Raw genomic sequence first — 12305 nt, 5'->3', positions numbered from 1 at the left:
AGGGTGACTTGTGCATAAGGTTTACCTTAGCAAATTTTTTGTGGGGGCTATTGCCAAAGCCGGTTTTTGGTGACAATATGTCATTAACAGGTTTTGGTGACATGGTGTCACTAAAACATTTATTGTTCACCCACAAGCCACTTTAGGAACTCACCATGACTATTACCGCCCCCGAAACCACCCAGGAACGCTTCTCCGCACGCCTGAAGGAAAGCACCAAGCACGTCCACGACAACGCCGAACACTCCACCTTCATGGAAGACCTCATGGGCGGCTCCCTCAACACCGAGGCATACCTGCGCCTCATCAACCAGTACGTGCACATCTACGAAGCACTCGAAGCGGTCTCCGAACACTACCGCGCAGAACCCAACCCCATCACCGACCCCTTCACCCACCCCGGCCTCGACCGCGCAGAATACATCCGTGCAGACATCCGCGCACTCGGCCAGGACGGCGACATCGACGCGCCCCTGCCCGCAACCGCAGAGTATGTAGAGCGCATCCGCGCCACCGTCAACTCCCCCGAACGCTACCTCGCACACCACTACCTGCGCTACCTCGGCGACCTCTCCGGCGGCCAGGCAGTCGCAGCACTCGTTAACCGCCACTACGGCATCCCCGCCGAAGCACTGAGCATGTACCGCTTCACCGAACTGCCCAAGCCCAAGGTCTTCAAGGACGGCTACCGCGAACTGCTCGACAACGCACCCCTGACCGACGAACAGCGCGAAGCCCTCATCGAAGAATGCATCGAAGGCTTCCGCATCAACGCCTCCCTGTTCGCGCAGCTGGGCCGCAAGGTCGCCGAGGCATAAACACCGAACACCTCAACGCACAAGCCTGCGGGCATAACAAAAGGGGCGGATGCTTTCACAAGCATCCGCCCCTTTCGGCGTTAGTCTCAAACTAGTCGAAGACTAGCCCTTCGCAACCTCACCGAAGTAAGAAGCGAGAGTACCCTCGTGAGCTGCACGCAGCTCATCCAGGTCAATGGAAACCTCATCCTGGAAGTCCAGAGCGTTCGACGCAGCATCCACCACACCAATACGTGCGAAGGGGAACTGGCGAGCGGTGCACATATCCTTGAAGCGCACCTCCTCAGAACGCGGAACCGAAACCACAACGCGGCCCAGGGACTCCGAGAACAGCAGGGTGAACAGGTCCAGACCGTCACGCTCAGCAACCTCGCCCAGACCAATGCGGGCACCGGTGTTGAAACGCAGGCAAGCCTCCGACAGAGCCGCAGCCAGACCACCAGCAGACACGTCGTGCGCGGCATCAATCATGCCGTCACGAGACATGTTCACCAGCATGTCACCCAGCTGACGCTCCAGAGCCAGATCAACCTTCGGCGGCTGACCGCCCAGGTGGCCCTTGAAACGAGCCCACTCGGAGCCGTCCAGCTCATCGCGGGTGGTACCCAGCAGGTAGATAGCCTGACCGTCATGCTCAGGAGCCCAACCCGACGGGGTGCGGCGGGTGACGTCATCCATCACGCCCATCATTGCCACCACGGGGGTCGGGTTAATAGCCTTACCACCGGTCTGGTTGTACAGAGACACGTTACCGCCGGTCACCGGAACACCCAGCTCCATGCAGCCATCAGCCAGGCCACGAACAGCCTCAGCGAACTGCCACATGACGTCCGGATCCTCAGGAGAACCGAAGTTCAGGCAGTCAGACACAGCCACGGGGCGTGCACCAACGGTCGCAACGTTACGGTACGCCTCAGCCAAGGACGCGCGAGCACCCTCGTACGGATCCAGGTAGGTGAAACGCGGGGAGGCATCGGTCGCCAGAGCAACACCGAGGTTGGTGTTCTCGTCCACGCGCACCACGCCGCCGTCGTCCGGCATGGACAGGGCGGTGTTGCCCTGAACGTAGCGGTCGTACTGGTTGGTGATCCAGGACTTGGAGCACATGTTCGGGGACGCCATGAACGCCTTGATTGCCTCGCCCAGCTCCTTACCGCGCGGGCGGGAATCGTCGGCAGCCGAACCGGTGAAGTGGTTAGCCTGAACGTCATCCTGCCACTCGGGGCGTGCGTAAGGACGCTCGTAGGTCGGGCCGTCGTGCGCAACGGTGCGGGGGTCAACATCCACGATGACCTCGCCGTCCCACTCGATGACCAGGCGGCCAGAGTTGGTGACCTCACCGAGGAAGGAGTACTCCACGCCCCACTTGTTCATGATTGCTTCGAAGCGCTCTACGTTCTCGGGGGAGACAACAGCCATCATGCGTTCCTGAGACTCAGACATCAGAATCTCGCCCGGGGTCAGGGTGGGGTCACGCAGCAGAACCTTGGTCAGGTCGACGTGCATGCCGCCCTCACCGTTAGAAGCCAGCTCGCTGGTTGCGCAGGAAATACCCGCAGCACCCAGGTCCTGAATACCCTCAACCACGGAGCCCTTGAACAGCTCCAGGCAGCACTCAATCAGAACCTTCTCAGCGAAGGGGTCGCCCACCTGAACGGCAGGACGCTTCGAGGGCTTGGTGTCATCGAAAGACTCGGACGCCAGCACCGACGCACCGCCGATACCGTCGCCACCGGTGCGTGCACCGAACAGAACAACCTTGTTGCCCACGCCCGATGCGTTCGCCAGGCGGATGTCCTCGTGACGCATAATACCCACAGCCAGTGCGTTGACCAGCGGGTTTGCCTGGTAGCAGGAATCGAACTCAACCTCGCCGCCGATGTTCGGCAGGCCCAGGGAGTTACCGTAACCACCAATACCGGCAACCACGCCGCCAATAACGCGGGCGGTGTCCGGGTGATCAATCGCGCCGAAACGCAGCGGATCCATCACAGCAATCGGGCGTGCACCCATGGAAATAATGTCACGCACAATACCGCCCACACCGGTCGCAGCACCCTGGTAGGGCTCCACGTACGAGGGGTGGTTGTGGGACTCAATCTTGAAGGTAACAGCCCAGCCGTCACCAATATCGGTCACACCGGCGTTCTCACCGATACCGACCATCAGGTCCTTCTTCATCTCATCGGTGACCTTCGCACCGAACTGCTTCAGATGAACCTTAGAAGACTTGTAGGAGCAGTGCTCGGACCACATGACCGAGTACATTGCCAGCTCAGCCGCGGTAGGACGGCGACCAAGAATCTCCTTAATATCCTCGAACTCGTTCTCCTTCAGGCCCAGCTCAGCCCAGGGGAGTTCGGTGTCCGGGGTTGCCGCCGCGTGCTCGACGGTGTCGAGGTTAAACTGCTTTTCGCTCATAACTTCTTAGAATCCTTGTCGTGCGTTAGCGGGCGTTAATCAGGTTGGCAAGAACCGAGGTGAACACGCCGAGACCATCGGCGCCACCGCGCAGAGAAACCTCACCAAAACCGGAAGAGGAAGGACCGAAGCCCGGCTCCACAGCGTGCTCCGGGTGCGGCATCAGACCGACCACGTTACCGCGCTCATTGCTGATACCAGCAATGTCATTACGGGAACCGTTCGGGTTGAAACCAACGTAGCGGAACACCACGCGGCCCTCAGCCTCCAGCGCCTCCAGGGTCTTCGCGTCAGCAACATACTGACCGTCCTGGTTCTTCAGAGGAACAACAATCTCCTGGCCCGCAGCGTAGTCGCTCGTCCAGGAGGTGGAGTTATTCTCAATGCGCAGAGTCTGGTCACGGCAAATGAACTTGCGGTGATCGTTCTTAATCATCGAACCGGGCAGCAGGTGAGACTCAGTCAGAATCTGGAAACCATTGCAAATACCCAGAACAGGCAGGGGCGAAGAACCGGAGGTGCCGGCAGCGTTAGCGGCATCAATCACCGAACGCATCACGGGAGCCTTCGCAGCAATAGCGCCGGCACGCAGGTAGTCACCGTAGGAGAAACCGCCGGGAATGATGACGGCATCAACGTTCTTCAGGTCAGCGTCGTCGTGCCACAGCTCAACGACGGTACCGCCAGCCAGACGGACAGCACGCGCAGCGTCACGGTCATCCAGGGTGCCGGGGAAAGTCACCACACCAACGCGTGCATCAGCGAAGGCGGGGTTCGGGGAGTAAGTAGAAAAGTCGCCAACCAGGGGGACTTCAGTAGGTGCGAGGGACTCTGCCATAGGTATTAGTCCTCCAGAACCGAAACGTTCACAACGTCTTCGATGACGGGGTTCGAGAGCAACTCTTCAGCAGCCTTGCGGGCAGCCGCGAGGTGCTCCTCGGTTGCCTCACCCTCGACGGTTAGCTCGAAGCGCTTACCCTGGCGAACATCAACGAAGGAATCAACGCCGATACGGGGCAGCTCGTGAGAAATAGCCTTACCCTGCGGGTCAAGAATTTCGGGCTTGAGCATAACATCAACAACAATACGGGCCATGTGTGGGCACTCCTTGGGTGCGTGGGTTCTGTATGAGCCGTATCTCATTCTACCCCAGTACAGCGGAAAGTGAGATGACGAGACCACCAATTACCAAATAGAGAGCCCCAAGTCACCCTTTTCTCACGCACTGGGTACCAAATCCACAGGCCACAGCGCCAAAAACGTAACTGGCCCCCGCCACCAACCAGCTACTCACTACTCAGCGGCGGCAGGTAACGCTCGCACACCTGCAGCAGGCGCTCACGCAGCTCAATCGAACGCTCCGATAGCTCACGCTGAATCCGCACGTACTCAGCCTTACCCTCGGTCGTCTCCACCGGAATCGGCTCGTACCCCCAGCTACGAATATCGTAGGGGGCTGCGCGCATATCCAGTTCGCGTGCATCCCACGCCAGGTCGAAACAATCCATGACCAGGGTCGAATCAACCAGCGGCAGCAGCTTATACGCCCACTTGTACACGTCCATATTCGCGTGCAGGCACGCCGGCTGTTCCAGGACGCGCTGCGTCTCACGGGTCGGCTGCAGCTCGTTCAACGGTGCTGCCTGCGGCATGAAGAAACGGAACGCATCAAAGTGCGAGCAGCGGATGCGGTGCTCCTCCACCACGCGGTCCGTACCCTCCGCACCCAGGCGCAGCTCCAGGTAGTCGTGGCGGATATTGTTCTCCACCGACTTGTACGCCATCGCCCACTCGTGCATGCCGAAGCAGCCGAACTGGCCCTTCTTCGCGGCGGTATTACGCAGAATCTCGTGGGTGAAGGCGAGGGCGGTAGCGCGGCGCTCCACGAAGTCGGTGACGTCCACCGTGACGGCGGAGGCGGCATCGGCCTGGGCACGCGTCACCTCGGGGGTACAACCCGCTTCGAGGAGCTCCTGCTCGGTTGCGGACCGGTAGAAACGCCAGGAGGCGCGCTCGGGTGCATCCAGCAGAATGATGCCGGCGCCGGGGTGCCAGCGCTTGAACTGGCCGGGCTTGAGAGTGTAGTAGGTGAAGAGGAAGTCCTCCACGGGGTGCACTTCGTGGCGGGCACGACGCTGCGCAAACGGGTCGGCGTAGCGGCCGGCACGCGCCTCATGCGCCGCCTCTGCGGCACGCCATTGACGGGCATCCATCACCTGGGAAAAAACAACACTACTCATGCTTCTAGCCTAAACGATGCCGCGACAAGGTAGGGCAGAAAGTAAAACTACTTTATTCAGTGAAGGTGTCAACAAGACCGTGTTCATCCTCGAGTTCCCAGAGCTCTTTGAGAGCTTGCTCCTTCTGAGCAACGGTCTTCTTGAGAAGTCCCTTACGGAAAGCATCGGCATCCTCGGTGCGGATACGGAAGTGGCTACCCACCTTATGCGCCGGGAGGTCACCAGAGCGAATAGCCTTCATGAGCGTGGGGCGGGAAATACCGATACGCTGCGCCGCAACGGTCGTCGTCAAATCTTGGGGGACAGGCTGAACATCAATACTCTGCCCGTTAGCCAAGGCATGGAAGACGTGCTGAATGACCTGGTTAAGGGCGTCGCCAAGCTGCTGGCTTTCTCGACCCGAAACGGTCAGCTCAATGGTGGTTTCTTCAGAATTCTTGAGAATCTCCCGCGCCTCTGCGCGAGCCTGATTGAGGGTATCTTCCTCCAGGGGGTTGGTTAGGGTGGTGGTCATTATCTTCTCCTTGGTGCTGTTGCCGGCAGAGTCAACGTCCGAAGATGCCACGTCGGTGGGGTGCATATCATTCGGTTGGAGGCTCATTCACGGTTGATACAACCCTACCCCTATCTGAAATAACTGTAAAGCGTTTCAGTTATTTCACCTATACACAGACAAAAGGGAGGGGCGGTGCCGGATCAAACCAGCACCGCCCCTCCCGAAGCGTACAGCCCACAAACGAGCTAAACCCTAGCGGCCAGTACCACCGTAAACAGTAGCCTCACCCTCAGCGTCCAGACCGAACGCAGTGTGCACCGCGCGAACAGCCTCATCCAGCTTGCTCAGCTCAGTAATCACCGAAATACGGATCTCAGACGTTGAAATCATGTCAATGTTCACGCCAGCAGCAGACAGAGCCTCAAAGAAAGTGAACGAAACACCCGTGTTAGTCTTCATGCCCGCGCCAACCAGCGACAGCTTACCAACCGACTCGTTGTAAATAACCTCCTGGAAACCCAACTCAGCCTGCGCAGCCTCCAGCGCCTTCAGCGCGGTGGGGCCCTGCTCCTGATCCAGGGTGAAGGAAATATCGGTCACGCCGGGGCGGTCGGTGGGAACGTTCTGAACGATCATGTCCAGGTTCACCTTCGCCTCGTTAATCAGACCGAACACCTTAGCTGCCGAACCGGGAACATCCGGAACACCAACAACAGTAATCTTTGCGCGGGTGCGATCGTGCGCGACACCAGAAATCAGGGGCTGCTCCAAGGGAATCTCCTTCAGATGGGTGGGGGTCAGTTCCGCGGACTCCTCCGGAACCACGATAGTGCCTTCAAGGTTAGAGAACGAAGAACGCACGTGAAGCTTCAAGTTAAAACGACGAGCATACTCGACGCTACGCAGGTGCAGAATCTTTGCACCGTTCGCCGCCATCTCCAGCATTTCCTCGCTGGTGATGGTATCCAGCTTGTGCGCGGTCGGCACGATGCGCGGGTCGGCGGTGAACACGCCGTCCACGTCCGAGTAAATCTCGCACACATCGGCGTTCAGCGCGGCGGCCAGCGCAACGGCGGTTGTATCGGAACCGCCGCGGCCCAGGGTCGTAATGTCGCCACTCTGACGGTTCATGCCCTGGAAACCGGCCACAATCGCGATATTTCCGGCCTCGACGGACTCACGGATGCGATCGGGGCGAACCTCCACGAGGCGCGCCGAACCGTGCACGCCGTCGGTAATCATGCCAGCCTGCGAACCAGTGAAAGACTGGGCCTTAGCACCCAGGTCGTTAACAGCCATCGACAGGACGGCAGTCGAAATGCGTTCACCGGCGGTCAGCAGCATGTCCAGCTCACGGGAAGGAGTGACATTGCTGGTGACCTCTGCGGCAAGGTCGAGCAGCTCATCGGTGGTGTCACCCATAGCGGACACCACGACGACCACATCGTTACCTGCCTTCTGAGTGTCCACGACGCGGCGGGCAACGCGCTTTACACCCTCCGCATCAGCTACGGAGGAACCGCCGAACTTTTGGACGATCAGGCTCATAGAATTCTCCAGGTCAGTTACTTGTGTGCCACCGGCAGAGGCCGGCTCCTCATTTATAGTAGACGGCGTTCAGTGCAAGCGGCGAACTGTGCACCCGTATGTATTGCCCCGTGAAATATTACGTAGTATTACGCGGTGGTGACGCGGGGCGCGGAAGCGGGTACAGCACGCCCGCGGAGGCTAGTTTTTAGGTCCACGGGTTCACATACGTGACACCCGGTAGCGGCGGAACATCCGGCTTCGGGGTGCGCAACGGGGCGTTCTGAATAGTGCGGATCTTCTCCTCATAATCGGGGGTGCGGAACACCTCCGGCGCATCTTCCGCCTGCTCGGCTACGGGTGCTTCAGCCGGTTCGGAGGTGGCGCTCGCAGGAGCCTCCTCGCCGGAGTCTTCGCCCAGGTCAGGGGCGGATTCTGCGACGGTTTCAGCATCGGCAGAATCGGCGGGTGAGCCCTCAGCGCCGGATTCCTTGTCGCCTGATTCCTCAGCCTCCTGGAGGACCTGCTCAATCAGTTGCTCATCTACCGTGCCCTGCACACCCTCAGTGGCGGGCGTCGCCGGGGCGGAAACGGCAGAATCCTCAGAATCCAGGTCATCAAACATGCTCGAATTCCAGCGGCGACGACTCTGCTTCGCCTCCTGAGCTTGAACCTGAGCCGCCTGCTCACGCTCCTGCTCCTCCTCACGGTTCACGCGCTCAAAATCCTCGGCGGCAGTATGCGCCGCCGCGGTGCCCTCGCTAATGACGCGGCGACCCTCCAACGCGCGGCCCAGGGTAATCTCGTCCGCGTACTCCAGATCGCCACCGACCGGAAGACCCGACGCCAGACGCGACAGACGCACACCCAGCGGCACGAGCATGCGCGAGAGGTAGGTTGCGGTCGCCTCACCCTCAAGGTTCGGGTCCATCGCCAGAATAATCTCTTGGATACGCTCATCCGCCAGGCGGGACACCAACTCACGAATACGCAGCTGCTCCGGGCCCACACCCGCCAGCGGGTTAATGGCGCCACCGAGCACATGGTAGCGACCGGTAAAGGAACGGGTGCGTTCAATCGCCACCACGTCCTTCGATTCTTCGACCACACACAGCACGGACGGGTCGCGGCGCTCATCACGACAGATGGTGCACAGCTTTGTCTCGGAGACGTTACCGCACTCCTCGCAGAAACTGACGCTGGTCTTCACCGTGGAAATGGCGTTGGCTAGGCGCGCCATATCGGCAGCATCCGCATTCAGAATGTGAAAAGCGATGCGCTGAGCCGACTTGGGGCCCACACCCGGCAGGCGGCCGAGCTCGTCAATGAGGTTTTGAACTGCTCCCTCGTACATGGCTTCTCCTTACAAATGCGGTGTGTTGCGCTGGTGTGTTGTGCTGGTGCGTCGTTCTTGGGCGACGTTATGAGTATGCACCCAACCCCTGACAGTTTAGGGGCGTTTCGCGTAGCGAGTATGCGGCTGGAATGAGTGCGCCCGCCATCGGTGCGATGGCGGGCGCGGCACCTACGACCCCGGGTTAGGGCTGGTGCAGGGGACGTTCGTCAATGACGGTGCCACCAATAATTTTTTCGATAGCGCGCAGACCGATGAAGGTGCTGTTTTCGACCTTCTCATCATCCTCAGAGACGTAGTCTTCATCGGATGCGGTGCGTGCCTGGCGAGCCGGTGCCGCCGACGTGCTCGGAGTCGGTGTGCTAGGAGTCGGTGCTGGGGTTGCGTTAGAAGCCTGCGCTGCGGGCTTCTCATCGCTTGCCGGAGCAGTATCAGCCGGTGCTGCCTGCGGTGTCTCTGCCAACGGACCAGCAGGCTCAACCGGATTAGCAAGCGGACCAGCCGGTGCTACAGGCGCAGTCGGCATTGCGGGCGCAGCGGGTGCCTCAACCGGTTCAGCGTAGGCGGGCTCATCCTCAAAAGGGGGCTCCTCCTCATACGGAGGTTCCTCCGCGTGAGGGGGCTCCTGCGAGAACGGGGGCTCCTGTGCACGCTGGGGTTCAGCAGCGCTCTCCTGCTGCGGAACTCCACTACCGGAGGCAGCAAAGGAATCACGCTCACCAAAACCGCCCGCCGGAGCAACCGGAACCTGCTGACCTGCCGGAACCTGCGGAGCAACCGGGGGCTCAGGCGCAAGCGGGCCAGCCGGGGCTTCCTGAACCGGCGCTTCCTGATTCTGCGCCTGCGGTACAGCTGAGACAGCCGGTGTAGCCTGCTGGGGTGCCTCCTCAGGGGCGCTCTGCGGAATCGGGGCAACCTCCCACGCACCCAGGGGCGCATCCACGCTCGTAGACTCGGGGGTGTTTGCGCCGGTCAGCGGCTGACCGTGGCGACGCCACGCATCCTCACCGCCGCGCGGACCATCAGCCAGAGGCGCCGGCTGAGCGGGCTGCGGGGGAGTCTGCTGAACGGGTTGCTGAGGCACCTGCGGGGCAACAGTCGCAGGAACTGCAGGCTGCGCTGTGGGCGCACTGGGCGCTGCGGGCTGAGCAGCAGGCTGAGCTGCGGGCTTGACCTGCTCACCGGGCTTCGCCACCTGAGCGTGAATGGTCACCTGACGGCGCAGGAACTCACTCACGCGGGCGGTCAGCTCGGGCACAAAGCCCTTGACCGCGCGCAAAGTCGCAATGTCGGCGCTCACGTACAGGGTTGCGCCGTCCATGCGGGCGGGGCGAACCTTCATCAGCTGCTCCGCCGCACCGGGAACGCTCATTCGGTTAAGAATGGCGCGCCAATTACCCTGAACCGCCGCCAGGGGATCGTTCGGGTCAAGCTTCAGAGGCGCGGAGGGGGCACCCGCCGCAGCGGCATCAGCTACAGAAGAAGCGGGGGTATCCGGTGTCGCCGGGGCGTTACCCGCTAGGGGAGCACCAGCCGCAGGTGCGGACTCCTGCGCGGTCGGTGCCAGAGGTGCAGCACTAAGGGGCGCACCTGCCAGCGGGGGAGCACCCGCGCTAGCCTGCTGAGAGCCGCCCCGCTGAGGGGCTACCTGCTGCGCGGGCTGAGCTGCCTCCTGAACCGGGGCGCTAGGAGCCTGTGCACTAGGTACCTGAGCTTCAGTAACCGGAGTCTTAGGTGCCTGGGTCTTAGGCATTAGACCAGCCGCCGCCATACCCGCCGCACGAGCAGCAGACATGCCACCCTGCGCCGGACCAGAACCAGCAGGAACCGAACCAGTAGCACCAGAAGCCACGCGACGCTCCAAAACCTGCAAGCGAGAAGCCAACGCCGCAACCTCAGCGCCACCGGCAGAACCCTCCACCGCAGGCAGAAGCAGACGAGCACACAGCAACTCCAGCTGAAGCTGCGGATTCGCCGCACCCGTCATACCATTCAGAGTCTCATTCGCCGTACCCGCAGCAACCGTCAGCTCACGCTCACCCAAAACCTGAGCCTGCTGAGCCAGACGCTCCAACTGATCCTGCGGAACACCCTGCAAAATCTGGCCGGCAGCCTGCGGAACAGCCTTCACCACAATCAAATCACGCAGGCGCTCCAGCAGATCCTCCACAAAACGGCGAGGATCCTGACCGGTCGCCACCACACGTGACACCGCACCAAAGAGAGTCGGCGCATCCTTCGCGCCCAACGCCTCAATAACCTCATCCAGAAGCTGCGCGTGGGTATAACCCAGCAGCGCCACCGCACGGTCATACTCAATACCGTTCTGCGACGACGCACCAGCCATCAGCTGATCAAGAATCGACAGCGAATCACGCACCGAACCGCCGCCAGCACGAATCACCAGCTGCAATACACCCGGCTCAACCGGCACCTGCTCCTGATCGCACAGGCCCTGCAGGAATGGCAGAAGAACCTCCGGCGGAACCAGACGGAACGGATAATGGTGAGTACGCGAACGAATCGTACCCAACACCTTATTCGGCTCAGTCGTCGCGAAGATAAACTTCACATGCTCCGGCGGCTCCTCCACAATCTTCAGCAGCGCATTGAAACCCTCACGGGTCACCATATGCGCCTCATCAATAATGAAGATTTTGTAACGGTCACGCACCGGCGCCAAAGTAGCGCGCTCACGCAGGTCACGGGCATGATCCACGCCGCCGTGGCTCGCCGCATCCATCTCAATCACGTCAAGAGAACCGCCACCATCACGCGAGAGCTCACGGCACGAATCGCATACACCACACGGAGTAGGAGTCGGACCCTGCGCACAGTTCAAACAACGCGCCAAAATACGCGCCGACGTGGTCTTACCGCAACCACGCGGACCCGAAAACAGGTACGCGTGATTCACACGGTTCTTCTCCAAGGCGACCATAAGAGGTTCGGTCACGTGCTCCTGCCCGATAACCTCAGCAAAGGTTTCGGGGCGATAACGACGATAAAGGGCAGTGCTCACGGCAACCTCTTCAACTCGGGGTGCGGATAGGACAATCCCTACCATTTTAGACGCTTTACTCTCGGCCCGAGTGGCCGACAGTCACCGGTGAACACGCCACCGCACCACCGCCACCGCGACACCTACTATGGACACTCACCCGGGCGCTCACCCGGGCGGCATGTACGCCCACAGAAATACCGCGAACACACCGAATTCCCAAGAACCCAAAAATCCGGTACACTGGTTCTTGCCTCTTACGTGGCGTTATCTTGGAAAACTCCCCCAGGACCGGAAGGTAGCAAGGGTATTCGAGCTATGGCGGGTGCGTAGGAGGTTTTTTCATGCCCAAAAACGGGTACCTGGATAGTTCACACCCGTCATATGCACTGCGTGCCCGCTCCGCTGGCGCTCCGCCCAAAAACAGGGGCACAAGCATCCATAAATG

The 12305-nt window shown here is 60.6% G+C and carries 9 protein-coding genes and 1 other RNA gene; 2 read left to right on the top strand and 8 right to left on the bottom strand.

Annotated features, from left to right (window positions below; genetic code table 11):
* Nucleotides 1-155 precede the first annotated feature (155 nt).
* A complete protein-coding gene (locus HMPREF2749_RS04670) occupies nucleotides 156-818 on the top strand; it encodes a biliverdin-producing heme oxygenase (RefSeq protein WP_049360377.1) in 663 nt (220 codons plus the stop codon).
* 102 nt (nucleotides 819-920) lie between these two features.
* Here the strand turns inward: HMPREF2749_RS04670 and purL are convergent, their stop codons facing one another.
* The 8 genes from purL to HMPREF2749_RS04630 form a co-directional block, all read right to left on the bottom strand.
* Nucleotides 921-3239 (bottom strand): phosphoribosylformylglycinamidine synthase subunit PurL, encoded by a 2319-nt coding sequence (gene purL, locus HMPREF2749_RS04665; RefSeq protein WP_070593556.1) that lies wholly within the window; start codon nucleotides 3237-3239, stop codon nucleotides 921-923.
* Between the two features lie 25 nt (nucleotides 3240-3264).
* Complete coding sequence (purQ, locus tag HMPREF2749_RS04660; protein ID WP_049340283.1) at nucleotides 3265-4077, bottom strand: phosphoribosylformylglycinamidine synthase subunit PurQ; 813 nt, start codon at nucleotides 4075-4077, stop codon at nucleotides 3265-3267.
* 5 nt (nucleotides 4078-4082) lie between these two features.
* Nucleotides 4083-4334, bottom strand: coding sequence for a phosphoribosylformylglycinamidine synthase subunit PurS (purS, locus tag HMPREF2749_RS04655; RefSeq protein WP_005507194.1), 252 nt, complete (start codon nucleotides 4332-4334; stop codon nucleotides 4083-4085).
* 191 nt (nucleotides 4335-4525) lie between these two features.
* Entirely contained in the window at nucleotides 4526-5479 is a 954-nt protein-coding gene (locus HMPREF2749_RS04650; protein WP_070593555.1) for a 3-methyladenine DNA glycosylase, read from the bottom strand.
* Nucleotides 5480-5531: 52 nt separating this feature from the next.
* Nucleotides 5532-5993: an excisionase family DNA-binding protein gene (locus HMPREF2749_RS04645; protein WP_070593554.1), complete on the bottom strand. Its 462-nt coding sequence runs from the start codon at nucleotides 5991-5993 to the stop codon at nucleotides 5532-5534.
* A 234-nt stretch (nucleotides 5994-6227) separates the two neighbouring features.
* Complete coding sequence (locus tag HMPREF2749_RS04640; RefSeq protein WP_070593553.1) at nucleotides 6228-7523, bottom strand: aspartate kinase; 1296 nt, start codon at nucleotides 7521-7523, stop codon at nucleotides 6228-6230.
* A gap of 187 nt (nucleotides 7524-7710) precedes the next feature.
* Entirely contained in the window at nucleotides 7711-8856 is a 1146-nt protein-coding gene (gene recR, locus HMPREF2749_RS04635; protein ID WP_070593552.1) for a recombination mediator RecR, read from the bottom strand.
* A gap of 184 nt (nucleotides 8857-9040) precedes the next feature.
* Nucleotides 9041-11878: a DNA polymerase III subunit gamma and tau gene (locus HMPREF2749_RS04630; RefSeq protein WP_070593551.1), complete on the bottom strand. Its 2838-nt coding sequence runs from the start codon at nucleotides 11876-11878 to the stop codon at nucleotides 9041-9043.
* A 227-nt stretch (nucleotides 11879-12105) separates the two neighbouring features.
* Between HMPREF2749_RS04630 and ffs the strand changes: the two genes are divergently transcribed.
* Nucleotides 12106-12202: signal recognition particle sRNA small type (gene ffs, locus HMPREF2749_RS04625), an RNA gene on the top strand.
* Nucleotides 12203-12305 lie beyond the last annotated feature (103 nt).

It is taken from the genome of Rothia sp. HMSC075F09 (assembly GCF_001810515.1).
GTDB lineage: Bacteria > Actinomycetota > Actinomycetes > Actinomycetales > Micrococcaceae > Rothia.
This window is presented reverse-complemented; position numbering and strand designations above follow the sequence as displayed.